The sequence below is a fragment of the Pseudomonas sp. ASL9 genome, from assembly GCF_056680335.1.
Genome location: NZ_CM155277.1, coordinates 1,073,006 through 1,098,295, shown reverse-complemented (window position 1 = coordinate 1,098,295; position 25,290 = coordinate 1,073,006). Strand labels below are relative to the sequence as shown.

At 56.2% G+C, this 25,290-nt stretch carries 25 protein-coding genes, 1 tRNA gene and 1 pseudogene; 12 read left to right on the top strand and 15 right to left on the bottom strand.

The window, feature by feature from the left end:
• Window positions 1-2 precede the first annotated feature (2 nt).
• Window positions 3-449: an NUDIX hydrolase gene (locus AC1ME2_RS05105; protein ID WP_480439715.1), complete on the bottom strand. Its 447-nt coding sequence runs from the start codon at window positions 447-449 to the stop codon at window positions 3-5.
• Window positions 450-774: 325 nt separating this feature from the next.
• Here AC1ME2_RS05105 and icd point away from each other — a divergent pair, with 325 nt between their 5' ends.
• Window positions 775-2,031, top strand: a complete 1,257-nt coding sequence (icd, locus tag AC1ME2_RS05100; protein WP_480439714.1) for an NADP-dependent isocitrate dehydrogenase — start codon at window positions 775-777, stop codon at window positions 2,029-2,031.
• 99 nt (window positions 2,032-2,130) lie between these two features.
• On the opposite strand, the gene cspD is transcribed toward icd, so the two are convergent.
• Window positions 2,131-2,418, bottom strand: coding sequence for a cold shock domain-containing protein CspD (gene cspD, locus AC1ME2_RS05095; protein ID WP_480439713.1), 288 nt, complete (start codon window positions 2,416-2,418; stop codon window positions 2,131-2,133).
• Window positions 2,419-2,638: 220 nt separating this feature from the next.
• Here cspD and clpS point away from each other — a divergent pair, with 220 nt between their 5' ends.
• Complete coding sequence (gene clpS / locus AC1ME2_RS05090) at window positions 2,639-2,998, top strand: ATP-dependent Clp protease adapter ClpS (RefSeq protein WP_480439712.1); 360 nt, start codon at window positions 2,639-2,641, stop codon at window positions 2,996-2,998.
• Window positions 2,999-3,027: 29 nt separating this feature from the next.
• Window positions 3,028-5,298 (top strand): ATP-dependent Clp protease ATP-binding subunit ClpA, encoded by a 2,271-nt coding sequence (gene clpA, locus AC1ME2_RS05085; protein WP_480439711.1) that lies wholly within the window; start codon window positions 3,028-3,030, stop codon window positions 5,296-5,298.
• Window positions 5,299-5,978: 680 nt separating this feature from the next.
• Here clpA and AC1ME2_RS05080 read toward each other — a convergent pair.
• The 5 genes and pseudogenes from AC1ME2_RS05080 to AC1ME2_RS05060 form a co-directional block, all read right to left on the bottom strand.
• A pseudogene (locus AC1ME2_RS05080) lies at window positions 5,979-7,136 on the bottom strand (IS110 family RNA-guided transposase).
• Window positions 7,137-7,340: 204 nt separating this feature from the next.
• Window positions 7,341-7,559, bottom strand: a complete 219-nt coding sequence (infA, locus tag AC1ME2_RS05075; protein ID WP_219064427.1) for a translation initiation factor IF-1 — start codon at window positions 7,557-7,559, stop codon at window positions 7,341-7,343.
• A gap of 100 nt (window positions 7,560-7,659) precedes the next feature.
• A complete protein-coding gene (locus tag AC1ME2_RS05070; protein ID WP_480439710.1) occupies window positions 7,660-8,367 on the bottom strand; it encodes an arginyltransferase in 708 nt (235 codons plus the stop codon).
• Window positions 8,368-8,411: 44 nt separating this feature from the next.
• Entirely contained in the window at window positions 8,412-9,104 is a 693-nt protein-coding gene (aat, locus tag AC1ME2_RS05065; protein ID WP_480439709.1) for a leucyl/phenylalanyl-tRNA--protein transferase, read from the bottom strand.
• A 4-nt stretch (window positions 9,105-9,108) separates the two neighbouring features.
• On the bottom strand, window positions 9,109-9,291 hold the full coding sequence (locus AC1ME2_RS05060; protein ID WP_480439708.1) for a hypothetical protein: 183 nt from the start codon (window positions 9,289-9,291) through the stop codon (window positions 9,109-9,111).
• A 239-nt stretch (window positions 9,292-9,530) separates the two neighbouring features.
• On the opposite strand from AC1ME2_RS05060, the gene ftsK reads away from it, so the two are divergent.
• The 6 genes from ftsK to cysG are packed head-to-tail and all read left to right on the top strand — an operon-like array spanning window position 9,531 to window position 17,050.
• Window positions 9,531-11,963: a DNA translocase FtsK gene (ftsK, locus tag AC1ME2_RS05055; protein WP_480439707.1), complete on the top strand. Its 2,433-nt coding sequence runs from the start codon at window positions 9,531-9,533 to the stop codon at window positions 11,961-11,963.
• A gap of 56 nt (window positions 11,964-12,019) precedes the next feature.
• The gene (gene lolA / locus AC1ME2_RS05050) at window positions 12,020-12,643 is read left to right on the top strand and encodes an outer membrane lipoprotein periplasmic chaperone LolA (protein WP_480439706.1); all 624 of its coding nucleotides are present in this window, start codon (window positions 12,020-12,022) and stop codon (window positions 12,641-12,643) included.
• 18 nt (window positions 12,644-12,661) lie between these two features.
• Window positions 12,662-13,984: a replication-associated recombination protein A gene (locus AC1ME2_RS05045; RefSeq protein WP_480439705.1), complete on the top strand. Its 1,323-nt coding sequence runs from the start codon at window positions 12,662-12,664 to the stop codon at window positions 13,982-13,984.
• Window positions 13,984-14,358: a fluoride efflux transporter CrcB gene (gene crcB, locus AC1ME2_RS05040; protein WP_480439704.1), complete on the top strand. Its 375-nt coding sequence runs from the start codon at window positions 13,984-13,986 to the stop codon at window positions 14,356-14,358. Before AC1ME2_RS05045 ends, crcB begins: the two co-directional genes overlap by 1 nt.
• A 16-nt stretch (window positions 14,359-14,374) precedes the next feature.
• Window positions 14,375-15,655 (top strand): serine--tRNA ligase, encoded by a 1,281-nt coding sequence (serS, locus tag AC1ME2_RS05035; RefSeq protein WP_480439703.1) that lies wholly within the window; start codon window positions 14,375-14,377, stop codon window positions 15,653-15,655.
• Window positions 15,656-17,050, top strand: coding sequence for a siroheme synthase CysG (gene cysG, locus AC1ME2_RS05030; RefSeq protein WP_480439702.1), 1,395 nt, complete (start codon window positions 15,656-15,658; stop codon window positions 17,048-17,050).
• 72 nt (window positions 17,051-17,122) lie between these two features.
• Here the strand turns inward: cysG and AC1ME2_RS05025 are convergent, their stop codons facing one another.
• From AC1ME2_RS05025 to AC1ME2_RS04995, 7 genes are all read right to left on the bottom strand, one after another.
• Window positions 17,123-18,130 (bottom strand): glutathione S-transferase family protein, encoded by a 1,008-nt coding sequence (locus AC1ME2_RS05025; RefSeq protein WP_480439701.1) that lies wholly within the window; start codon window positions 18,128-18,130, stop codon window positions 17,123-17,125.
• A gap of 88 nt (window positions 18,131-18,218) precedes the next feature.
• Complete coding sequence (locus AC1ME2_RS05020) at window positions 18,219-19,220, bottom strand: glycosyl transferase family protein (RefSeq protein ID WP_480439700.1); 1,002 nt, start codon at window positions 19,218-19,220, stop codon at window positions 18,219-18,221.
• The gene (locus AC1ME2_RS05015; RefSeq protein ID WP_480439699.1) at window positions 19,217-19,552 is read right to left on the bottom strand and encodes a TusE/DsrC/DsvC family sulfur relay protein; all 336 of its coding nucleotides are present in this window, start codon (window positions 19,550-19,552) and stop codon (window positions 19,217-19,219) included. The genes AC1ME2_RS05020 and AC1ME2_RS05015 overlap by 4 nt, the downstream gene beginning before the upstream one ends.
• The gene (gene tusB / locus AC1ME2_RS05010) at window positions 19,549-19,848 is read right to left on the bottom strand and encodes a sulfurtransferase complex subunit TusB (RefSeq protein ID WP_480439698.1); all 300 of its coding nucleotides are present in this window, start codon (window positions 19,846-19,848) and stop codon (window positions 19,549-19,551) included. The genes AC1ME2_RS05015 and tusB overlap by 4 nt, the downstream gene beginning before the upstream one ends.
• A complete protein-coding gene (gene tusC, locus AC1ME2_RS05005; protein WP_480439697.1) occupies window positions 19,848-20,210 on the bottom strand; it encodes a sulfurtransferase complex subunit TusC in 363 nt (120 codons plus the stop codon). The genes tusB and tusC overlap by 1 nt, the downstream gene beginning before the upstream one ends.
• 1 nt (window position 20,211) lies before the next feature.
• On the bottom strand, window positions 20,212-20,604 hold the full coding sequence (gene tusD / locus AC1ME2_RS05000; RefSeq protein ID WP_480439696.1) for a sulfurtransferase complex subunit TusD: 393 nt from the start codon (window positions 20,602-20,604) through the stop codon (window positions 20,212-20,214).
• A 94-nt stretch (window positions 20,605-20,698) separates the two neighbouring features.
• On the bottom strand, window positions 20,699-21,373 hold the full coding sequence (locus tag AC1ME2_RS04995) for a Bax inhibitor-1/YccA family protein (RefSeq protein ID WP_480439695.1): 675 nt from the start codon (window positions 21,371-21,373) through the stop codon (window positions 20,699-20,701).
• Between the two features lie 240 nt (window positions 21,374-21,613).
• On the opposite strand from AC1ME2_RS04995, the gene AC1ME2_RS04990 reads away from it, so the two are divergent.
• Window positions 21,614-21,704, top strand: a tRNA-Ser gene (locus AC1ME2_RS04990).
• Between the two features lie 772 nt (window positions 21,705-22,476).
• Here the strand turns inward: AC1ME2_RS04990 and AC1ME2_RS04985 are convergent.
• The gene (locus AC1ME2_RS04985; protein ID WP_480439694.1) at window positions 22,477-22,785 is read right to left on the bottom strand and encodes a hypothetical protein; all 309 of its coding nucleotides are present in this window, start codon (window positions 22,783-22,785) and stop codon (window positions 22,477-22,479) included.
• A 687-nt stretch (window positions 22,786-23,472) separates the two neighbouring features.
• Between AC1ME2_RS04985 and AC1ME2_RS04980 the strand changes: the two genes are divergently transcribed.
• Together AC1ME2_RS04980 and AC1ME2_RS04975 are read left to right on the top strand one after the other, a co-directional pair.
• Window positions 23,473-23,817: a hypothetical protein gene (locus AC1ME2_RS04980; RefSeq protein ID WP_480439693.1), complete on the top strand. Its 345-nt coding sequence runs from the start codon at window positions 23,473-23,475 to the stop codon at window positions 23,815-23,817.
• A 662-nt stretch (window positions 23,818-24,479) separates the two neighbouring features.
• The gene (locus tag AC1ME2_RS04975; protein WP_480439692.1) at window positions 24,480-25,040 is read left to right on the top strand and encodes a hypothetical protein; all 561 of its coding nucleotides are present in this window, start codon (window positions 24,480-24,482) and stop codon (window positions 25,038-25,040) included.
• The last annotated feature ends 250 nt before the right edge of the window (window positions 25,041-25,290 follow it).

Below are 25,290 nucleotides of genomic sequence, written 5' to 3'. Positions count from 1 at the left end.
GATCATGCAGTCTCACGGAGTAAGCCTAAACCGAACCGTTCTCCGGTCAAATAATCGTCGATGCAGCGCATCACCAGCTCGCTGCGCCAGCGGCCGCGCTGTTGCAGAAGCTCCTCTCGGGTGAGCCAGCGTGGGCCAATGATGCCGTCGTCGAGCGTGTAGTCAGGGCGTTGCCGCAGCGGCTTGCCCGCGAAGCAGATGCGCTGGTAGGTCACACCGTTGCTGGGGGCGGTGTACAGGTAGATACCTATCACCCCGGTCAGCTCAACATCCCAGCCGGTTTCTTCCAGTGTTTCGCGCAGAGCGGCCTGAATCAGACTTTCGTCGGCTTCCAAATGCCCGGCAGGCTGATTAAATACGGCTCGGGCCTCAGCGACTTCCTCGACCATCAGGAAACGGCCCTCGTCCTCGATGACGGTTGCTACGGTCACGTGCGGAGTAAAACGCATGAAAGGTGAATCTCCTTCAATTAAGCGGCGTCGCTTTGTTGAGAGAGGAGCCATAATAGTCGCTCGCCTTGTTTTTCAGCGAACCGACGTTTGGTTCTGGCGTGATGCCAGCTCGCCCAAAGCGTTGATGTAGTTGCTTTGTAGTTTTGCTACATGCCTTGTAGTCAGGGCGTTGTAGCGGGTGAAGGTGGCATCGGACGATAGAAAAGTGCGTGACTTTCTGTAGAAAAGCTACAAGAATGATGCGCCTTTTCGCGCCCCAAATATCCATCTGTTGCGCTACCCGCGCAGCAGATGTCAGACCACGAAAGAAACGGAGTCCAGCATGGGATACCAGAAGATTCAGGTTCCAGCAGTCGGCGACAAAATCACCGTCAACGCAGACCATTCTCTAAATGTGCCGAACAACCCGATCATCCCTTTCATTGAAGGTGATGGTATCGGCGTCGACATCAGCCCGGTCATGATGAAGGTTGTTGATGCTGCAGTTAAAAAGGCTTACAACGGCGAGCGCAAAATCTCCTGGATGGAAGTCTACGCTGGCGAGAAGGCCACTCAAGTCTACGATCAGGATACCTGGCTGCCTCAGGAAACCCTGGACGCCGTTAAAGACTACGTCGTTTCCATCAAAGGCCCTCTGACCACTCCAGTCGGCGGCGGCATTCGTTCCCTGAACGTTGCCATGCGTCAGCAGTTGGACCTGTACGTTTGCCTGCGCCCAGTGCGTTGGTTCGAAGGCGTGCCTAGCCCGGTCAAGAAGCCAGGCGACGTCGACATGACTATCTTCCGTGAAAACTCCGAAGATATTTATGCCGGTATCGAGTGGAAAGCCGGCTCGCCGGAAGCGATCAAAGTCATCAAGTTCCTCAAAGAGGAAATGGGTGTTACCAAGATCCGCTTTGACCAAAACTGCGGTATCGGCATCAAGCCGGTTTCCCTGGAAGGCACCAAGCGTCTGGTACGCAAGGCTCTGCAGTACATCGTCGACAACGACCGTGACTCGCTGACCATCGTGCACAAAGGCAACATCATGAAGTTCACCGAAGGTGCCTTCAAAGAATGGGCCTACGAAGTGGCTGCTGAAGAGTTCGGCGCTACCTTGCTCGATGGCGGTCCTTGGATGCAGTTCAAGAACCCGAAAACCGGCAAGAATGTTGTTGTTAAAGACGCCATCGCCGACGCTATGCTTCAGCAGATCCTGCTGCGCCCGGCCGAATACGACGTGATCGCGACCCTGAACCTCAACGGTGACTACCTGTCCGACGCCCTGGCTGCTGAAGTGGGCGGTATTGGTATCGCTCCAGGCGCTAACCTGTCCGACACCATTGCCATGTTCGAAGCTACCCACGGTACTGCACCGAAGTACGCTGGCAAAGACCAGGTGAACCCAGGTTCGCTGATCCTGTCCGCTGAAATGATGCTGCGCCACATGGGCTGGGTCGAAGCTGCTGACCTGATCATCAAAGGCACCAACGGCGCAATCTCGGCCAAGACAGTGACCTATGACTTCGAACGTCTGATGGACGGCGCTAAATTGCTGTCTTCTTCCGCGTTTGGCGATGCTCTGATCTCTCACATGTGAGCTGATCAGCGCTAAGCAAAAACCGGCCAGCTCAAGTTAATTGAGCTGGCCGGTTTTTTTTCGGCTGGTTTTTAGTTTGGCGACCTGAAGGCTGGCGTATCAGGCGCTTACATTCAGCGGTTTATGGGTCAGGCTCGCGCTATCAGCAGGGGGGAAGGTCTGCGTTTCGGTCGCTGCTGTAATCTCTACAGCGTGCAGTCCTTTGGGGCCCTGAATGATGTCGAAGTTGACGGATTGACCTGCTTTCAAGGTCTTGTAGCCGTCCATCTTTATCGCTGAGTAGTGAGCGAAAAGATCTTCGTTATGGCCGTCTTCAATAATGAATCCGTAGCCTTTGGCGTTGTTGAACCATTTAACCTTGCCGTGCTTGGGGTTACTGCTTGCCATGCTCACATCCCTCTGCAAAGGACTCCGTCTGGAGTATGATCCACCTCATCCGCCGGACCGAAAAGAATTTGGTTGACTGCACGGACCCTTTTTACCCAATGTGGGTTCTATTGTTTGTAACACCGTTTTGCCGATAGTCAAGGTCATGCGGCGTTCCATTTGAAAACCGGTCAGACTGCGACTAATTACTGAACCCGCCCACCTACGAACCTTTCTTTCCATGCATGCATTCAGCCAGATTCGACTAACATTCAATCAGGATCGTCCGACACACGAGGATGGTGCTGCTGGAGTGGTGCTACAGGAGGCCAAGCCAGCGCTGCAGGCTCCACCGATGTACAAGGTGGTTTTATTTAATGATGACTACACACCGATGGATTTCGTCGTCGAAGTGCTCGAGATTTTTTTCAACCTGAATCGTGAGCTGGCGACCAAGGTCATGCTGGCCGTCCATACAGAGGGACGGGCAGTATGTGGATTGTTTACCCGCGATATCGCCGAGACCAAGGCAATGCAGGTCAACCAATACGCCAGGGAAAGCCAGCATCCGCTACTCTGTGAGATCGAGAAGGACGGTTAACGCCGACCACTTGGGTATGAGGTGAAGCTATGTTAAACCGTGAGCTCGAAGTCACCCTCAATCTTGCCTTCAAGGAGGCACGTTCGAAGCGTCATGAATTCATGACGGTTGAGCACCTCCTGCTGGCCCTTTTGGATAACGAGGCTGCCGCGACCGTCTTGCGCGCTTGTGGCGCAAACCTCGACAAACTCAAGCATGATCTGCAGGAGTTCATTGACTCCACAACGCCCCTGATCCCCGTCCATGACGAGGATCGAGAAACCCAGCCAACCCTGGGCTTTCAGCGGGTACTGCAGCGTGCTGTCTTCCACGTACAGAGCTCAGGCAAGCGCGAAGTTACTGGCGCTAACGTACTGGTCGCCATTTTCAGCGAGCAAGAAAGCCAGGCAGTGTTTCTGCTTAAACAGCAGAGCGTTGCGCGGATCGATGTCGTCAATTACATCGCTCATGGTATTTCCAAAGTGCCAGGGCATGGCGATCACTCAGAGGGTGAGCAAGATATGCAGGACGACGAGGGCGGTGAGTCTTCCTCTTCAGGCAATCCTCTGGATGCCTATGCCAGCAACCTGAATGAATTGGCTCGTCAGGGCCGTATCGATCCATTGGTCGGGCGCGAGATGGAAGTCGAGCGCGTGGCGCAGATTCTGGCGCGTCGGCGCAAAAACAATCCGCTGCTTGTGGGTGAGGCCGGGGTGGGTAAAACCGCCATTGCCGAAGGTCTGGCCAAGCGCATTGTCGACAACCAGGTGCCTGATCTGCTCGCAAACAGCGTGGTGTATTCCCTCGACTTGGGTGCTTTGCTGGCGGGAACCAAATATCGCGGTGACTTCGAGAAGCGCTTCAAGGCGTTACTCAACGAGCTGAAAAAACGTCCGCAGGCGATTCTGTTCATCGATGAAATCCACACCATCATCGGTGCAGGCGCGGCTTCTGGTGGCGTGATGGACGCGTCGAATCTGCTCAAGCCGCTGTTGTCTTCGGGTGATATTCGCTGCATCGGCTCGACGACCTTCCAGGAATTTCGCGGCATCTTCGAAAAAGATCGGGCGTTGGCGCGGCGTTTCCAGAAAGTCGACGTATCTGAGCCATCGGTGGAAGACACCATTGGCATCCTGAGAGGCCTCAAGGGGCGTTTTGAGCAGCATCATGGTATCGAGTACAGCGATGAGGCATTGCGCGCCGCTGCTGAGCTGGCATCGCGCTACATCAACGATAGGCACATGCCTGACAAAGCCATCGACGTGATCGATGAGGCCGGGGCTTATCAGCGTCTGCAACCCATCGAGAAACGCGTTAAGCGTATCGAAGTGGCCCAGGTCGAAGATATTGTTGCCAAGATCGCGCGTATTCCGCCTAAGCATGTCAACAGCTCCGACAAGGAACTGCTGCGTAATCTTGAGCGCGACCTCAAGTTGACGGTGTTTGGTCAGGATGCAGCGATCGACTCGTTGTCTACGGCGATCAAATTGTCGCGTGCAGGTCTGAAGTCGCCGGATAAACCCGTCGGTTCGTTCCTGTTCGCAGGTCCAACCGGGGTCGGCAAAACCGAAGCGGCTCGCCAGTTGGCCAAGGCATTGGGCGTTGAGCTACTGCGGTTCGATATGTCCGAGTACATGGAGCGTCATACCGTTTCGCGCTTGATCGGTGCGCCGCCAGGTTATGTTGGATTCGACCAAGGCGGGTTGCTGACTGAAGCAATCACCAAGCAACCGTATTGCGTATTACTGCTCGATGAAATCGAGAAGGCGCACCCAGAAGTCTTCAACTTGCTGCTGCAGGTAATGGATCACGGCACGCTGACCGATAACAACGGGCGCAAGGCGGACTTCCGCAACGTGATTGTGATCATGACCACCAACGCTGGCGCGGAAAGCGCTGCACGGGCATCGATAGGCTTTACGCATCAGGACCACTCTTCCGATGCAATGGAAGTAATCAAAAAGAGCTTCACGCCAGAGTTCCGCAACCGTCTGGACACCATTATCCAGTTTGGGCGCCTCACTCATGAGGTCATCAAAAGTGTGGTGGACAAGTTCCTTACCGAACTGCAGGCGCAGCTGGAAGACAAGCGTGTGCTGCTTGAGGTGACTGACGCCGCCAGAACCTGGTTGGCTGAAAGTGGCTACGATGCGCAGATGGGTGCAAGACCAATGGCTCGTTTGATCCAGGACAAGATCAAGCGTCCGCTGGCTGAAGAGATCCTCTTCGGTGAGTTGGCCGAGCACGGCGGGGTGGTGCATATCGACGTCAAGGACGGGGAAATGACCTTCGACTTCGAAACCACGGCAGAAATGGCTTAAGCCAAAACAAAAGGCCCCGCATTCCACTGAGATGTGGAATGCGGGGCTTTTTTTGCATGCACCTATGTTTGATAGGAGGCCTCGCCGCGTCTTCGACGCCGCGCTGTCGCGCAGCAAACTGTAGGAGCTGCCGAAGGCTGCGATCGCCCCGGGGGCGCGTCCGACGGAACCGGTCGCTTTCTTGAGACCGCTGAAGGTCGTGCCGGTCGCCCGCGACCCCGGCCTATCGCAGCCTTCGGCAGCTCCTACGAATCTGCGTTTAGCTGAAAATATAACGACATTTATTCTTTATTTTCCAATAACTTACAGGTTGTTTGATAGGGGCTGACTTGTCTGCGAAGCAGTCGCAAAATGGCTGAGTTTGCCACCGCATGAAGGTCCTCTGTGTCGGACGCGACCCCGGCCTATCGCTGGCAAGCCAGCTCCTATGTATGGACTCGCCTCCACTGTCTACCCGCTTTTAAACACTGCTACCCGGTTGCATCTATGTATAAGGCCTATTCGAGGAAGCCGACTCCGGCTTCTGGTCAACATTGGTTCAGCTCGCGGTATGCCAATTACATTCAGGCCTCGAAGGCCGGTAGGAGCTAAGGCATCAATCCGCGACGGTCTGACCTGGGGTCAATGTTTTTTAGCAAGGGTCGGAGCGGCTTGGCGCCCCGATGGCAGAGCTCTTTGGATCAGTGGCTCATCGCAGTTGGCTGGCCATTGGCCGGTTGGCGGCGATAAGTCTGTTCATTCTGTAGCAGCACCCAGACGATGCGCAGGTTATGGTTCGCTAACCGTACCGCCGCCTCCTTGCGACCCAGACGCCCTAACCAACGTAGCAGACGCAGGTCATCCGGCTGCTGCGAATCAGGTCGCAGTTGCCTCAACACCGAGTGAGCGCCCTGAATCATCAAGCTGCGTATATAGCCATCACCTCGTTTGGTCATCCTGCCCAAGCGAATCCGCTCCCCGCTGCTGTTCTGCTCAGGCACCATGCCAAAGTAGGCGGCAAACTTGCGCGCATTGGGGAAGCGCTCAGGCTCAGTCTGTTTGGCCAGCAGTGCCGTGGCGATAATCGGACCGATACCGCGTACTGTCATCAGCCGTTTGGCCGTTTGGCCGTTTGGCCGTTTTGTCGTCGCTCGCGGCGGCCTCCAGACGGCCGGTCAAGACGTTGATGCGTTCGCCCATGTGGCGCCATTCACCCAGTAATTCGTCGATCAGTTCGCGCAGCATATCGGGCAGCGGCTGGGTAGCGTCTTCCAGTATTCGGGGGATTGTTTGGCTGATAGCAACATCGCCCTGCGCCAGAGCAACGCCATGCTCCAGCAGTAAACCCCGCATCTGATTACTACTGATTACTGATTACTGATTACTGATTACTGATTACTGATCGCTGTGCGGCGGCGTACGTAACCCTGCCGGGCACGATGCAATGCCTGCATGGCCAGCGCTGCGGCACTTTTGATGGGCACTGCCGCAATGTTGCTGTCGCGGCCCGCACGCAATATCGCAAGCGCATCGTTGCGATCATTCTTGGCACCGCTGCGATGATTAGCCACCAGCCTGGCTGGAAGAATCCGCGCCAGGTTGCCCTGATCCTGTAGCTGCCGCGCCCATGCCTGCGCGCCTGGGCCGGTTTCCACCAGCACCACTACATCTGGCGGCAGTTGACACAGGAAAGTATAAAACGCCTCACGCGACTTGATCCGCTCTTCGTAAAGCACCTGGCCAAGAGCATCTTCCCCGGCGACCTGGAATACTCGTTTGGCAAGATCGACGGCCACTGTCGTACACGCCGATAGATCGGCAGAAGACAGGGACTGATTAATCGTCGTATTCTTTTTCATGGACTCGCCCTCGCTGTCGTTGGCTTCTTAGACTGCCACCGTGGCGCATAGACGCCTCGGCTTGGGCGAGTCCATTCAATTACGGCCTCCGGGCAGAATCAGGGCCCAGTTGCTGCGCGACAGCGCGGCGGGATCTCCCGCAGTCATCAAATCCCGCCCGCACAAAAACGCCCGGCATAAGCCGGGCGTTTTTGTTAAGACCTGTTAGCGGGCGCGGTAAGTAATGCGCCCTTTGCTCAAGTCGTACGGCGTCATTTCGACGCGCACCTTGTCACCGGTAAGAATACGGATGTAGTTCTTGCGCATTTTGCCGGAGATATGCGCGGTGACGATGTGCCCATTTTCCAACTCCACACGGAACATGGTGTTGGGCAGGGTGTCGACGACAGTGCCTTCCATTTCCAAGCTGTCTTCTTTCGACATGCAGTAAAAGCCCTCGGTAACCAAAGAATGGCCCGGTGCAACTGCGCCAGGCAAAAGCGGCGTGCATTGTGCCCGAAAAGTAGGGGTTAAGCCAAGCGCTTCAATAAAGAGTGACCCATCTCTGGTTTGTAAGCAGCTCAATCGGACGATATTGGGTTTTATAATTCATTTTTTTGCAGTTCTTTATCCAGTAGCCCAGATAGACCGCATGGAGCTGCAGTCTGGCAGCTTCGCCAATCTGCCAGAGAATCGCGTAGCGGCCCAGACTGCGGCGCTCTTCGCTGGGTTCGTAGAAGGTATAAACCGCTGAAAGACCGTTGGGCAGAAGGTCAGTCACAGCGACTGCCAGAAGACGTTCGCCGAGGCGGAATTCGTAGAATTTCGAGAAGGGCAGGTCGCGCACCAGAAAAGTTGAAAACTGATCACGGCTAGGGGGGTACATGTCGCCATCAGCATGCCGTTGTTCGATATAGCGCTGATACAGATCGAAGTGCTCTTCGCTGAATCGTGGCTGGGTCGCACTCACGTGAAGGTCGGCATTGCGCTTGAAAATGCGTTTTTGCTGACGGTCTGGCACGAACAGCTCTACAGGGATGCGAGCAGGAACGCACGCGCTGCAATTCTGACAGTGCGGCCGATAAAGATGGTCCCCGCTGCGGCGAAAGCCCATGTCGGAAAGATCGGCATACACCTGAACATCCATTGGCTGGCTAGGGTCCAGAAACAGCGTCGTCGCTTGTTCCTCAGGCAAATAGCTGCAGGCATGGGGTTGAGTGGCATAAAACTTAAGCCGCGCCAGCTCTGTCATGATCAACCCTCGGATAAACATCTTTAGTAAGAGTGTATGTCAGGCTATGAAACTCGCCTAGGCAGCCAGTCGGCGATATTGGGTTGATCGAGGTGTTGGCGAAGGTAGTCGGCGAAGGTAGCGCGTTCAATAGCTCTGGCGCCGAAGCTGTGCAAGTGCTGGGTAGGCATTTGGCAGTCAATCAGCACGAACCCCCACGCTGTCAGTCGCTCGACCAGCGTTGCAAAGCCGACTTTCGAGGCGTTGTCCGCCCGGCTGAACATGGATTCGCCAAAAAACAACTGGCCTATGGCCAAGCCATAAAGGCCTCCGACCAAGTTGCCTTGCTCCCAGACTTCCACGCTGTGGGCGTGACCGCGACGATGCAGTTCAAGGTAGGCTAACTGCATCGAGTCGGTAATCCAGGTGCCATCGGCGTAAGTGCGTGGTGCTGCGCAAGCTTGAATGACGGCCGCGAAATCCTGGTCGAAGGTCACCTGATAACGTTCCTGGCGCACTATTTTGCCCAGACTGCGCGAAATGTGCAGTTCTTCAGGAAAAAGCACTGTGCGCGGGTCTGGTGACCACCACAGGATCGGCTGCCCCTCCTGAAACCACGGAAAGCAACCATGACGATAGGCCTGGATCAAGCGGTCGGCGGACAGATCCCCGCCTGCGGCCAGCAAGCCATTTGGCTCGCGCATGGCTTTTTCCAGGGGCGGAAATGTCAGGGTGTTGCGTTGTAACCAGGTCAGCATGGCATCAAGACTTATCAAAAGGGGAGGGCGGGACAATCGACTGTTGCAACTCTACGGCGTCGATGTGGTCGTAGACGATCCCGTTGACGAAACCTGAAGCGGATTTATGTAGCAAAACGTTGTAATCGTTGTAATCAATGGCTTGAACGTGTGACACAACAGCCGCCGGATGTTTGATGTTGCTCATAAAAACACCCCATAAGCCTTTGTCACAAAAGACAATGCATGCTCAAATTGAGCTGTTCGTTCGGCGCTTGAAGATATGCTACACCCAAGCCAGACTAGCGTGGCAACGGCGGTACAAACCCGTACAATGCCAACCTTATTGGTTTTTTTTCAAGTGATTAGCCAGGTTGTAAGTAAAGGTTGCTATTTGTTTCATCTTTACCGAACGCTAGAAAATAGTATTTCGCAGTCAATCATCAGATGTTCGCGCTCAGGCGCAGGAATAGAAGCGTTTTGAAGAAATCCACAGTAGCACCCAGTCCCGTTCCGCTCTGGCGGCAGCATTTGCACTACCGGCTCAAGGAAGGTGCGCTGATCGCTATTGGCGCACTGTGCCTGTACCTGATGATGGCGTTGTTAACCTACGATCAGGGCGATCCCGGCTGGAGCCATACCGGTAACGCCCAGCAGGTACAGAATGCTGCGGGCCGTGCTGGCGCATTCTCGGCCGACATATTGTTCATGGTGTTGGGCTATTTCGCTTACATCTTCCCGTTGTTGTTGGCGATCAAGACGTTTCAAATCTTTCGCCAGCGTCATGAACCGTGGCAGTGGAGCGGCTGGCTGTTCTCCTGGCGCCTGATCGGTCTGGTGTTTTTGGTGCTGTCGGGTGCAGCCCTGGCCCATATTCACTTTCACTTCACGGCCGGCCTGCCGGCATCGGCCGGTGGTGCACTGGGCGAAAGCCTGGGCAATCTGGCAAAAAATGCGCTGAATATCCAGGGCAGCACCCTGATGTTCATTGCGCTGTTTCTGTTTGGCCTGACGGTATTCACCGACCTTTCCTGGTTCAAGGTGATGGACGTCACCGGCAAGATCACGCTCGACTTGTTCGAGTTGTTCCAGAATGCTGCCAATCGCTGGTGGACGGCCCGTAGCGAGCGCAAGCAGATGGTTGCTCAACTGCGTGAAGTCGATACTCGCGTCAGTGACGTGGTGGCGCCTATTACGCCGGACCGCCGGGAACAGGCCAAGGCCAAAGAGCGTTTGGTCGAGCGCGAACAAGCCCTCAGCAAGCACATGAGCGAGCGCGAAAAACACATACCTGCGGTGATTGCTCCTGCCCCGGCCAAAGTGGTAGAGCCAAGCAAGCGGGTGCAGAAAGAGAAACAGGCGCCCTTGTTCATCGATAGCGCCGTGGAAGGCACCTTGCCTCCGATTTCGATTCTGGACCCGGCAGAGAAGAAAAAGCTCAACTACTCCCCGGAATCGTTGGCGGCCGTCGGTCATCTTCTGGAAATCAAACTCAAAGAGTTTGGCGTGGAAGTCACGGTCGACTCCATTCATCCGGGGCCCGTGATCACCCGCTACGAAATTCAGCCCGCAGCCGGGGTCAAGGTCAGTCGAATCTCCAACCTGGCCAAGGATCTGGCGCGTTCGCTGGCCGTGACCAGTGTGCGTGTGGTTGAGGTCATTCCTGGCAAGACCACGGTCGGTATCGAGATCCCGAACGAAGACCGACAAATCGTGCGCTTCTCCGAAGTGTTGTCCACTCCGGAATTCGATGATGCCAAGTCCCCGGTCACTCTGGCCCTGGGGCATGACATTGGCGGCAGGCCGGTGATTACCGATCTGGCGAAGATGCCGCACCTGCTGGTGGCCGGTACTACAGGTTCCGGTAAGTCGGTGGGCGTGAACGCGATGATCCTGTCGATCCTGTTCAAGTCCGGCCCGGAAGACGCCAAACTGATCATGATCGACCCGAAAATGCTCGAACTGTCGATCTACGAAGGTATTCCGCACCTGCTGTGCCCGGTTGTCACCGACATGAAAGACGCGGCCAATGCCCTGCGCTGGAGCGTTGCCGAAATGGAGCGGCGTTACAAGCTGATGGCGAAGATGGGTGTACGTAACCTGTCGGGCTTCAACCACAAGGTCAAAGAAGCTCAAGACGCCGGTACACCGCTCGAAGATCCGTTGTACAAACGCGAAAACATGCACGACATAGCGCCGCTGCTGACCAAGTTGCCGACCATCGTCGTCGTGGTCGACGAGTTCGCCGACATGATGATGATCGTCGGCAAAAAGGTCGAAGAACTGATCGCCCGAATCGCTCAAAAAGCCCGGGCGGCCGGTATTCACTTGATTCTCGCGACCCAGCGGCCATCGGTGGACGTGATCACCGGTCTGATCAAGGCCAACATTCCGACCCGCATGGCGTTTCAGGTATCGAGCAAGATCGATTCGCGGACCATCATTGATCAGGGCGGTGCCGAACAACTGCTCGGCCACGGTGACATGCTATACATGCCGCCGGGCACCAGTCTGCCGATTCGTGTCCACGGCGCTTTTGTGTCCGATGACGAGGTCCACCGCGTCGTAGAGGCGTGGAAACTGCGTGGCTCGCCTGACTACAACGAAGACATCCTTGCGGGCGTTGAAGAGCCCGGCAGTGGCTTTGACGGCGGCAGCGAAGGGTCTGACGACACCGAAAACGATGCGCTGTATGACGAAGCAGTACGTTTTGTCCTGGAAAGCCGTCGCGCATCTATTTCTGCGGTACAGCGCAAGCTGAAGATTGGTTACAACCGCGCCGCCCGAATGATCGAAGCGATGGAAATGGCGGGCGTCGTGACGTCCATGAACACCAATGGCTCGCGTGAGGTCATCGCGCCGAGCCCAATGCGCGACTAATCCCTACAGCGCGACAACGCGCTGTCTGGACTCCACTGAATTCAATGAGGACTCCCATGCGACTCATCCGCATGCTGTTGGTATCTGCACTGGCTTTTTCCGCTATCCCGGCCCATGCCGATAGCAAAGATGTCGCGCGACTCACCCAATTGCTTGAAAAATCGCAAACCCTGACCGCCAGGTTTTCTCAACTGACACTGGACGGCAGCGGCACCCAATTGCAGGAAACGGCCGGTGACATGGCGTTGCAGCGGCCTGGCCTGTTCTATTGGCACACGGACGCTCCTCAGGAGCAGTTGATGGTTTCCGACGGGAAAAAAGTCTCGTTGTGGGACCCGGACCTGGAACAGGTGACGATCAAGACCCTCGACCAGCGTCTGACCCAGACGCCTGCGTTGCTGCTGTCCGGTGATGTGTCCAAGATCAGCGAAAGTTTCGACATTAGTGCCAAGGAAGCAGGCGGCGTGATCGACTTCGTGCTCAAGCCCAAGACCAAGGACACGCTGTTCGACAGCCTGCGCCTGTCGTTTCGCAATGGCATCATCAATGACATGCAATTGATCGACAGCGTGGGTCAGCGCACCAATATTCTGTTCACGGGTGTGAAAGCCAACGAGCCAATCGTCCCGAGCAAATTCAAATTCAATATCCCGAAAGGCGCTGATGTCATTCAGGAATAAGAGGTTTAACCGCGACCCATGGACTTGTTTCGTAGCGATCCGATAGCTCAACCCTTGGCCGCACGCCTGCGTGCGGCCAATCTGGACGAGTACGTCGGTCAGGAACACCTGCTCGCTCACGGCAAGCCTCTGCGTGAGGCGCTGGAGCAGGGTGCTCTGCATTCGATGATTTTCTGGGGCCCGCCGGGCGTGGGTAAAACCACGCTGGCACGGCTGTTGGCAAAAGTCTCCGATGCGCATTTCGAAACGGTCTCGGCGGTATTGGCCGGGGTCAAGGAAATCCGTCAAGCCGTCGAAATTGCCAAGCAACAGGCAGGGCAATACGGTCGTCGAACCATTCTGTTCGTCGACGAAGTGCATCGTTTCAATAAGTCGCAGCAGGACGCCTTTCTGCCTTACGTGGAAGACGGTACCCTGATTTTTATTGGTGCAACCACTGAAAACCCGTCCTTTGAACTGAACAACGCCTTGCTTTCCCGTGCGCGGGTCTACGTCCTGAAAAGTCTCGACGAAGCGGCGCTGCACAAGTTGGTGCAGCGTGCGCTGACGGAAGAGCGTGGCTTGGGCAAGCATCGACTGAGCCTGAGTGACGAAGGTTTCAAAATGCTCCTGGCCGCTGCTGATGGTGACGGCCGGCGTTTGCTCAACCTGCTGGAAAACGCTTCCGACCTCGCCGAAGATGGCACCGAGATCAGTGTCGAGTTGCTGCAAAGCCTGCTTGGCGACAGTCGTCGTCGGTTCGATAAAGGCGGCGAAGCGTTTTACGATCAGATTTCCGCGCTGCATAAATCGATTCGCGGCTCCAACCCCGACGCTGCGTTGTACTGGTTCGCGCGGATGATTGATGGCGGTTGCGATCCGCTGTACCTGGCGCGCCGCGTTGTACGCATGGCCAGTGAAGACATCGGCAATGCCGACCCCCGAGCGCTCACGTTATGCCTGTCAGCGTGGGATGTGCAGGAGCGCCTGGGCAGCCCCGAAGGTGAATTGGCTGTGGCGCAGGCCATCGTTTATCTGGCCTGCGCGCCAAAAAGTAACGCCGTGTACATGGGCTTCAAGGCGGCGATGCAGGAGGCGACCGAACATGGTTCGCTGGAGGTTCCGCTGCACCTGCGCAATGCCCCGACCAAGCTCATGAAACAACTGGGCTATGGCGAAGAGTACCGTTACGCACACGATGAGCCCGACGCCTACGCCGCTGGCGAAGACTATTTTCCCGACGCGCTTGAGCCGCGTCAGTACTACCGACCGGTACCGCGTGGCCTTGAGCTGAAGATCGGGGAAAAGCTTAATCATCTGGCGGCACTGGACAAGGCAAGCCCACGTAAGCGGAGAAAGTAGTGATTCGATTGATTCTTGCAGTATCCGCCGGGGGGCTCGTTGGTACATTATTGCGCTTCGCCACCGCCAGTTGGATCTCGGCGAACTGGCCGCGCCACTTCTATACCGCAACGTTGGCCGTTAACATCGTCGGCTGCTTGCTGATTGGTTACCTGTACGGACTGTTTCTGTTGCGTCCCGACGTGCCAATCGAGCTTCGTGCAGGCCTGATGGTAGGTTTTCTGGGTGGCCTGACGACATTTTCATCTTTTTCACTGGATACGCTGCGCTTGCTGGAAAGCGGGCAGGTGCCGCTGGCACTGGGCTACGCGGCAATCACCGTATTCGGCGGGCTGCTCGCGACCTGGGCTGGCCTGTCCTTGACCAAACTTTGATAGACGAGAGAACGATATGCTCGATTCCAAACTGTTACGTACCCAACTTCAGGACGTAGCGGATCGCCTGGCTTCCCGTGGTTTTACCCTGGACGTGGCCCGCATCGAAGCGCTGGAAAACCAGCGCAAGACCGTCCAGACCCGCACTGAACAGTTGCAGGCCGAGCGTAATGCCCGCTCCAAATCCATCGGTCAGGCCAAACAGCGCGGCGAAGACATCGCGCCGTTGATGGCAGACGTCGAGCGTATGGCTGACGAACTGAGCACCGGTAAAGTCGAGCTGGACAACATCCAGGCCGAGCTGGACGGGATGCTGCTGAGCATGCCGAACCTGCCACACGAATCGGTTCCGGTTGGCGCTGATGAAGACGACAACGTTGAAGTCCGTCGTTGGGGCACACCGACTGCGTTCGACTTCGAGGTCAAAGACCACGTCGAGCTCGGCGAAAAGTACGGCTGGCTGGATTTTGAAACCGCTGCCAAGTTGTCCGGCGCCCGCTTCGCGCTGCTGCGGGGCCCCATCGCTCGCATGCACCGTGCACTGGCGCAGTTCATGATCAACCTGCACGTCACCGAGCACGGCTACGAAGAGGCTTACACCCCGTACCTGGTGCAGGCGCCTGCGTTGCAGGGCACTGGCCAGTTGCCGAAATTCGAGGAAGACCTGTTCAAGATCACCCGCGAAGGTGAAGCAGATCTGTACTTGATCCCGACTGCTGAAGTGTCGCTGACCAATATCGTCGCTGGCGAAATTCTCGATCCAAAGCAATTGCCGCTGAAGTTTGTCGCGCATACCCCGTGCTTTCGCAGTGAGGCCGGTGCATCGGGCCGCGATACACGCGGGATGATTCGTCAGCATCAGTTCGACAAAGTCGAGATGGTTCAGATCGTAGAGCCTGGCCAGTCGCAAGCGGCCCTGGAAACCCTCACCGGCAACGCTGAGCGCGTTTTGCAGCTGCTGGAGCTGCCTTACCGCGTACTGGCCTTGTGCACCGGTGATATGGGCTTCAGTGCGGTCAAGACCTACGACCTTGAAGTCTGGATCCCGAGCCAGGACAAATACCGCGAAATTTCCTCGTGCTCCAACTGCGGCGATTTCCAGGCGCGACGCATGCAGGCGCGCTGGCGTAACCCGGAAACCGGCAAACCAGAATTGGTTCACACCCTGAACGGTTCCGGTCTGGCGGTAGGTCGGGCGTTGGTCGCCGTGCTGGAAAACTATCAGCAGGCCGATGGTTCGATCCGTGTTCCTGAGGCACTGAAACCCTACATGGGTGGTCTTGAGGTCATCGGTTAAATGGAATTCCTGCCGCTGTTCCATAACCTGCGTGGTAGTCGCGTGCTGGTGGTCGGTGGGGGTGAAATTGCCTTGCGCAAATCACGCTTGCTCGCTGATGCCGGCGCGTTATTGCGGGTGGTTGCACCCGAGATAGAAGCGCAATTGTGCGAGTTGGTGGAGCGCAGCGGCGGCGAACTGATTTTACGTGGCTATGCCCAGGGCGATCTTGAGGGGTGCGTGCTGATCATCGCCGCCACCGATGACGAACCGCTCAATGCGCAGGTGTCGCAAGATGCCCGGCAGCGTTGTGTGCCGGTCAATGTGGTGGATTCACCTGCGCTGTGCAGCGTGATATTCCCGGCCATCGTTGACCGTTCACCGTTGGTGATTGCGGTTTCCAGTGGCGGTGATGCGCCGGTGCTGGCGCGGTTGATTCGCGCCAAGCTTGAAACCTGGATTCCCTCGACGTATGGCCAATTGGCCGGCCTGGCGGCGCGATTCCGCAGCCAGGTCAAAAACCTGTTCCCTGATGTTCAGCAGCGTCGGGCATTTTGGGAAGAAGTGTTTCAGGGGCCTGTCGCTGACCGCCAACTGGCCGGACAGGGCGCTGAAGCCGAACGTCTGCTGATTGCCAAAATCAACGGTGAGGCGCCCAGCGCACCCGGCGAGGTGTATCTGGTGGGCGCAGGGCCGGGCGATCCGGATTTGCTGACTTTCCGTGCCTTACGGCTGATGCAGCAAGCCGATGTGGTGCTTTACGACCGCTTGGTGGCGCCTGCGATACTGGAACTCTGCCGACGCGATGCCGAGCGGATCTATGTCGGTAAGCAGCGTGCCGATCACGCCTTGCCGCAGGATCAGATCAATCAGCAGTTGGTTGATCTGGCCAAGCAAGGCAAGCGCGTTCTGCGTCTGAAAGGGGGCGATCCGTTCATTTTCGGGCGTGGCGGCGAAGAGATCGAAGAACTGGCGGCCCACGGCATTCCGTTTCAGGTGGTGCCGGGCATTACCGCTGCCAGCGGTTGCGCAGCCTATGCCGGTATTCCGCTGACCCACCGTGACTATGCGCAATCAGTGCGCTTCGTCACCGGGCATTTGAAAGATGGCACCACGGACCTGCCCTGGAACGACTTGGTCTCACCCGCGCAGACCCTGGTGTTTTACATGGGCCTGGTCGGCTTGCCGATCATCTGCGAACAGTTGATCAAGCATGGCCGTTCCCCGGACACGCCTGCGGCGCTGATTCAGCAAGGCACCACATCGAATCAACGGGTGTTCACCGGCACATTGGCCAACTTGCCCCAACTGGTCGCGGAGCATGAAGTGCATGCGCCTACGCTGGTGATTGTCGGTGAAGTGGTCAAGTTGCGGGAAAAACTGGCGTGGTTCGAAGGCGCTCAAGGGCAGCTCTAGCGCTTCAGCTTTAAGTGCAGCCTTGATGATCCGCGTTTGCGGACGATCAAGGCTGCACTTCAGGCCTTACTCTCAAACGCCCGTTTTGTGCCAGATCCCACGGCCGGTAAGCCGTTCGCGGTCATGACGGGTGTCTAGGTGCAGCGCCGGTCCTTTTGGTACGATCCCGGTCGGATTGATAGTCCGGTGGCTCGCATAGTAGTGACCCTTGATGTGCTCAAAATCCACCGTCTCAGCAATTCCCGGCCACTGATACACCTCGCGCAACCAGTTGCTCAGGTTCGGGTAATCGGCAATGCGACGCAGGTTGCATTTGAAGTGGCTGTAATACACCGCGTCGAAGCGAACGAGGGTGGTAAACAGGCGCACATCGGCCTCGGTCAGGTACTCACCGGCCAGGTAACGGTTCTCGCCGAGCAGCACTTCCAGCCAATCCAGTTCTGCAAACAACCCATCGAATGCTTGCTCGTAAGCACCTTGCGAAGTGGCAAAGCCTGCGCGGTAAACGCCATTATTGACGGCGGGGTAAATCCGGTCATTTAGTTGATCAATCGGCTGTTGCAGCGGTTCGGGGTAGAGGTCCAGGCGATTGCCCGTCAGGCCGTCGAATGCCGAGTTGAGCATGCGGATGATCTCCGACGACTCATTGCTCACGATACGTTGCTGCTGTTTATCCCACAGCAACGGCACCGTCACGCGCCCGGTGTAGGTGGCGTCATCGGCGGTATAGCGCTGATAAAGAAAGTCCAGAGTGTCGAGTTTGTCACCGCTGGAGCCCTTTTGTTTATCGAAGGTCCAGCCATTTTCCAGCATCAGCCAACTGACCACGGAGACGTCGATCAAGCTTTCCAGGCCTTTGAGTTTGCGCAGGATCAGCGTGCGGTGAGCCCATGGGCAGGCGAGGGAAACGTAGAGGTGATAGCGGCCAGCTTGCGCGGCAAAGCCACCTTCACCGCTGGGGCCGGGTTGGCCGTCAGCGGTGATCCAGTGACGGCGTTGCGCGTTTTCACGCTGGAAGGCGCCGTCTTTGCTGCTTTCGTACCACTGATCATGCCAGCGTCCGTCGACCAGAAGGCCCATGTCTGACTCCTAAGCTCTTTTGCGTTGGAGGTCAGTCTAATTGCATTGGTTCGAACAAATAGCGCAAAGCATGGGCGGTTATGATCGGTTAAATAGATCGGTCGCGATTATCCCAGTACTGCTGAGCCAATTCGAAGGCGGCATCGCGCGGTGTTCCAAGGCCGCGCAAGGCCAGGGCAATGGTCGAAATCAGGGCCAGCTGCGGGTAGCTGTCTTCTACTTCGCCACGCCACAGCGCCGTTAATTGTGCCGGATCGAGCGTGGCCGGTTTGACATGGCGTCTTGGGGCCAGCGCAGGCCACTCCTCATCCCAGCTTTGCCCGGCTGTAGTGCCGTAAAGGTGGCTGATGGTGTCCGGGTTTATTTCGACTTCACCGCCATCGCCCTTGATCACGATGGCGTTGTCACCCAGCAAGCCGCTGGCTTCACGGTGCATGCCCTGGTAACCGGGATGGAAGATGCTTTGCAGACCGCAGCGAGCGCCTAGGGGGTTCAGCGCCCGTGCCAGTGAATGAATAGGCGAGCGCAGGCCCAAGATGTTGCGCAGGTCGATCATTCGCTGCAACTGCGGCGCCCAATCGCCCAGCGGGATGAACGCCAGGTTGTGTTGTTCGAGCGCCGTACCGACCGCTTGCCAGTTACGGCACAGCGGGATACCCAGCAGATCGAGCAATTGCTCGCTGTACAGGCGGCCAGCGGTATGTGCGCCACCACCATGCATCAGCACGCGCACACCGTTTTGTGCCAGGCACTTGGCCGCGAGCAAGTACCACGGTAGATGGCGCTTTTTGCCCGCGTAAGTCGGCCAGTCGATGTCCACCTGCAACGCCGGAGCGTGCAAGCGTTCGCGTACTGCCTCGGTGAAACCTGCCAGCTCCTCTGCACTCTCTTCCTTGTGCCGCAACAGCATCAGAAAGGCGCCTAGCTGAGTGTCTTCGACTTTTTCGTCGAGCAGCATGCCCATGGCTTCCCGGGCTTCTTCACGGGTCAGGTCACGCGCTCCGCGCTTGCCCTTGCCCAGGATGCGTACGAACTGGGCGAACGGGTGCTCGGCAGGGGTTTCAGTGATCAGCGGGGCAAAATCGGTCATATGCAATTCGTCGGTTTGGGCAGGCCCGCCAGCTTGGCGGCGAGTTTGGCGGGGGTGCCATTGAACAGGCGATTGAGGTGCATGCTGTTACCCTTTTCAGGGCCCAGCTTCAACGCGGTGTATTTGATCAGCGGCCGAGTGGCGGGCGATAACTGGAACTCGGCGTAAAAAGCCCGCAGCAGTTGCAGAATCTCCCAGTGTTCCGGGCCGAGGGTAATGTCTTCCCGCGACGCCAGGGCGGTTGCAACCTCGACAGACCAGTCGTTCAGGTCTTCGAGGAAACCATCCTTGTCCAGCGCAATGCGGTGCTCAGCAATCGTCAGCTGTTTCATAACCAGGTGTTGACCTTGTCGAAGCGGATCGACAACGCGACGAAGCCCGCATAATCGACGCTCTGGACCCCGTGCGGAATCTCAAGATGACGCGCCAGGATGTCCTCTTCAAGTACAAACAGCTCGAACGACGCTAGTTGCGCCTCCAGTGCACGAAGCGGTGCGCAACCGGGACGCAAAGCATACGTAGCGTCGCCGCAGAGCAAAATGGCGTCTTTCGGGCCGAGCACGCGCAGGCAGCTGGTCAGACGGCTGTCCGCGAAAGGGGAGTGAGACAAAACATGCAAAGTCGACATCAGAGCGTTATCACTTGGTCGTAGCGGTCAATAATCATGGGGATTTCTGACGTTTGCAGCAGTTGCAGCGTATCCACATTCAATCCGGCAGAGGAAATTCCGCGTTCTGCCAGGCTGTCGCGACAGGCAAAAATATCTTCGACGCCGAACAGCGACAAGGCTTTCAAGTTGGCTGTCAGGTCCTTCTGCTGTACTTGAGCGGCCTTTTGCTCAGGCAAAAGTTGAAACACCCCGTCATCGAGAAACAGTAAGCCAATAGGCAAATCGAACGCGCCGCCGGCCAACACTATATCCAGTGCTTCCCGTGCGCCGGGGCCAGACCACGGGGCCTGACGGCTGATAATCAATAATGATTTTGACATATCAAGGCCCTCCGAAGCAGATCAGTCGGTCGGCGGCCTGCACCGCATCATGCAACTGGCCGAGCCCGGACAACTCCCACGGTGCTGACACATTGGCTGCTGGTCGCTGATAGCGTTGAGCTTCTTCCTCATTCAATACACCGCGTCGCAAGGCGGCGGCGATGCACACCACGCCATCGAGCTGGTGGAGGGTGACAAACTCGCGCCATTGGCGTGGCAGGTCTTGCTCATCCTGAGGCGTGACAATATTGCCCGACGCGATATGCACGCCTTCCTGATAGAAAAACAGCCGGACAATCTCATGGCCGCCAGCCAACACCGCCTGCGCAAACAGCAAGGCGCGGCGGGAGGAGGGCTCATGGGCCGCAGAAAAAAGGGCAATGGCGAACTTCATGGTCGGCTCAGTCAACGAATCATTGAGCAATGATAATAGAGTCAGACAGCAAAAAGCCCGCTAAGCGGGCTTTTTGTTGAAGCTCGACAGCGAATCAGTTTCTGCTGCCACCCATCAGGCCAAACAACTGCAACAGGCTGATGAACAGGTTGTAGATCGATACATACAGGCTGATGGTCGCCATGATGTAGTTGCGTTCGCCGCCCTGGATGATTGCGCTGGTCTGGAACAGGATGCAAACGGAGGAGAACAGCACGAAACCTGCGCTGATCGCCAATTGCAGCCCGCTGATGTGGAAGAACATGCTGACCAGCACCGCGCCCAGCAGGACGAAGAAGCCAGCGGTGATGAAGCCACCGAGGAAGCTCATGTCCTTGCGAGTGATCAGCACGTAGGCGGACAAACCACCGAATACCAGCGCGGTCATCGCAAACGCCGAACTGACAACTTCAGCACCGCCCTGCATACCCAGGTAACGGTTGAGGATCGGGCCCAGCAGGTAACCCATGAAACCGGTCAGTGCGAAGGTCGAAACCAGACCCCACGCCGAGTCGCGTAATTTGTTAGTGAGAAAGAAAAGGCCATAAAAGCCGATCAGCACGACGAATACGTTCGGGTAAGGAACGTGATTCTGCTGAGCGATAAAAGCCATCAAGCCGCTGAAAGCAAGGGTGATAGCCAGAAGACCATATGTATTGCGCAGGACGCGGCTAACCTCTAGCTGCTCGGCCTGCACGCCGTTTTTCACTGCGTAATCCTGTTCGCGCATGGCGCAACTCCTGATGGTTGAAATGTTCAGACGCAAAGATCATAACAGACGCTTTGCCGCTAGCTGTGAAGAGAGTTTGACAGTGTGTTTCATTCGGGTATTATGGCGCCCGCAACGCAACGGAGGTGTGGCCGAGTGGTTTAAGGCAGCAGTCTTGAAAACTGCCGACTGTAACAGGTCCATGAGTTCTTATCTCAGGTACTTCTCAGCTGCATCCTTGCGACGCACGACATGAAGAACGGGAAATTGGCAGAGTGGTTGAATGCACCGGTCTTGAAAACCGGCGAACGTTAATAGCGTTCCCAGGGTTCGAATCCCTGGTTTCCCGCCACGAATCAAGTAAATCAAGGGCTTAGAGCAATCTTCGCCCTTTTTTTATGCCTGTCCATTAGTGGGCGGGCCCGCCGAAAAACTTCTCGTAGTCCTCGCGATCAAAGCGTGCATCCGTTCAAATGCGACCTGTTGCGTGTTGTTGCATGCTTGTCGACCTTGAGGTCTCTAGTTGCATGCTTTAAACCCTCCCGATCTCCCGGTAGACCCGGGCTGCGGTGCTCCCTCCCAGAGTTCACCCCATGGACATTTTTGAAGACGCCTTTGGCTCGAACGCTGGAGTAATCCGAATCAGGGAAGGACGCTGGACTGGTCAAGCAATAACGGACACCCCTATCTTCTTGGCCCAAGCAATATTCAACTAAACCCTGCAAGCTCCCGGATTCCCGGATTCCCGGATTCCCGGATTCCCGGATTTTAGGCGTGAGCGAGTGAAACGATCGCAGGCCCCAAGCAAAGCCGACCAATTCCGGCCGATATCCCGTAAAAAATGTAAAAATGAGCCTCAGTTCTGACCCTCTGTTTACACTTTCAAAATCGCTGCTTTCAGGCCCGATGACCTCGTCACGGCAAGCTTTGCAGGCGGGGATGCAACTGCCCAACCAGAGTTAGCAGGCCCTTTCAAATCCCAATCTGAAAACCTAAAAAAATTACCCGAAAGCCGCGAAACTGCGAACCCATGCACCCGGACAGTTAGAAGCGAGTTTTCACTGTCCTTATTCGTAAACGATCAAATCCCCCAGGCATGCGAGTCCATCAGTAATGCAAGTGTGTCAGTAATGATTGTGCCGCCTGGCGCGATAGACCTTCGACACCAGCGACTGTGAGATCCCCAGCGTCGTAGCGACCTCTACCTGGGTGAGTCCGCGTTTTAGCAGGTTTAAAATATTCTGATCGCGCTGAAAAGAGCTCAGTTCAGTAGGGTCGTACTGAGTGAGTTCCTGAAGGCCTGGGCCAAGCAATGTGCGCGTTGTGGTGCGACCATCAAACCCGCGAGTGACGCACCTAATCAGTCCTTTGGCTTTATCTACCTGCAAGTCAAACCGAGCGATCTTTGGATCTCCATGCATAGTGGCGACCATTGCTGCCACCTCAGGGGCTGTGGAGACAGGGACTGGTGAACGGTAGCGTCTGATTCTCATCGGTTTCTCCGTGATAAGCGTACTAGTACAAATATCACGATAGCCGACGGCGGATTGTTGACCGCTGAGTCCTCCTGCCACCTGTCTGCTAAATGAGGATTGGGCCGTCCGTGATGGTGATTCGCTTGCTGAGGCGAAAGCTGTACTGGCGATTATTGCGATACTGCTCAGGAGGCGCGGGCCTGGAGGGGGCTGCAATAAGTTACTCGGAGGCTTGTCTTCAGATCATCGTGCTCGACCATGCTGACGCAGACGTAGGGAATGGAATTCCTGAGGCTGTACTAATTAAAGAGTAGCGTGAAAAGAGCTCGTTCTACCGTGGTTTGATGCGCCCGGCTCCTGACATCGGAGGGTAAGTGGAGCCGGCTCACTGTAAGTCCACTCGGTTAGGCGCGGGCAACGCCAGCAGTCATCCCCCTCGGCCCTATGCAGTCTGATATCTGCTCCAGCACAAGTGTGTGCCTGCCGTCGTGAGCCCAGTGGCAGCTAAGAAGCACCATATAGGGGGGGAGGTGACACCCCAATCGCCACTGGTGTCGATAATTTCCTGCTTGGTACATCTTGATAATCAAGCATTAGCCACCATATCGCCATTACCCATTATCGGGTACAACGAGAAGCACGGCCATGCCAAAGCTCGACAAAAGCGAACTACGTTACGACTACAGTTGGAAAACGACTCCAGGTGATAACCCTCACCTGATCCACGAGGATGCAAAACATCTTAGCCGCAAGGAAGGCTATGAAATGCTCAGCTACCTCAACAATCTCGGCTTGTCTGCTGACAAAAAGAAGGTGGTTTACGACGAGGGAGGGGATTTGAACAAGACTGATCGCCTGTATGTGGAATGGATGCTCAAAGAGCACTTCGAATCCACCTCTCCTGGTCGCGGCAAAGTGACCGAGTGGGTCAACGAAAACTGGTGGAAACTGAAGGAAAAGTTCAAGGAGTTGAAACCAAAAAAGGCTTAGCCGGAGCGCGACTCGGGGCGCAAACTGCAAAGTTTGAAATGATCGGCAGAACACGGCGTCGTTTCGGCGGGGGCTTTCGAGAGCCGGTATTCATTTGATGGAAAGGAACCTATGGTCTCGTTACCGAGTCGGGAGCACTTTTCGTTGGTCACGCCTGTTAGTAGGGACTAAGTCAAGGGGGTACCTGGTTCTCTGGTCGAATTGTGCAGCCGGAATCGGCTCGTCGCATCGGGCTTGATGTAGGACTCGGAAAGCCTCCTGTTTGATTTTAGAGACAGAGGAGTGGGGGCGTTGCGTTCGGTCGAGTTCATCGTATCGGTAGATGATCGTCCTCTCACCGATGCATTGTTCAAGACACTGGTCGAAATCTTCCAGTGATCGAGGCACGATGTTTACGAGCGAGATAGGTGAGCCAGGCAGCGGGTATCTGGATCAGCATAAACAGCGAGATATCTGAAGTGCAGTGTGGCGCAGATCGACTGCTTGCCACTACCAACTGCTGTGTCCTGATGTTGCGGATCCTCACGGAGCCGTGACGTTGACGATCTGGCGCTTGCCGGCACCGCAGTTCTGAGTCCTAAGGAGCCTGGCAACCGTGATGAAAAAACGCTGAGCTGCCCTCGCGTTGTTGCAGGCCGCAGCAACCAGCAACAGGAACTGGCATGACGGATCATATTGAGTACGGAATCAATCAACACAAGCATACCTATGCTTGCTGGACAGCAGCGCGCGCTTACGGACGCAAACTCACTGGTGGCGGAAACCGGCAGGCCCGAGAGCTGATCGACGCGGTATCGCTCCACGAGGTGGTGACGCCTGACGACCTGGATGATGATGTGAACGCATGGCTGCTCGACAAGATGCAGGGTATTGTTGACTACGCGAAAAATCAGGGTATCGAGGGCATCACGTTTGGCCGCGCCCAGAAGTTGGTCAATATTTATCTGAAGACCACACTTGTCTGCGGTGGGCACGTGGATCACCCCAGGGTTAGTCAGCTTCACCCACCGCTTGACCTGCAGTTAATCAAAACGCTTAAACCGCTCTTCCGGGCCAATAAGGCTGACGGCGCGTATGCCGCGCTTATGGCTGCCCAGAAGAACTGCTCCAGCTGGACGGCCTTTGGCCGTGATGACTATATCGCACACATCAAGGCCATGGAGTTGTTCTTGGTCGGCCGCCCAATGTGGATGATCGAACAACACTGGTCACCGCACGATTGACAACGCCCGCCTCACTTCCATGTTTATGAGGTGGGGTGAGCTTGCAATCGCAATCAAGCCTAAATGGCCTTTGAATACTTGTTCGGCATCGACTCCCTACCTTTTCTGCTTGAAAGGCGATGCCGGCGGCTTCCATTGCGAGATGACCTGAGCAACACCCTGGATCTTGAACCGCCCAATCATGTGGTTAAGCTCAGCAGCGAGGCGTCAGAGTTTATGGCTCGCGGGGTTGGTGTAGCGGGCACCCACT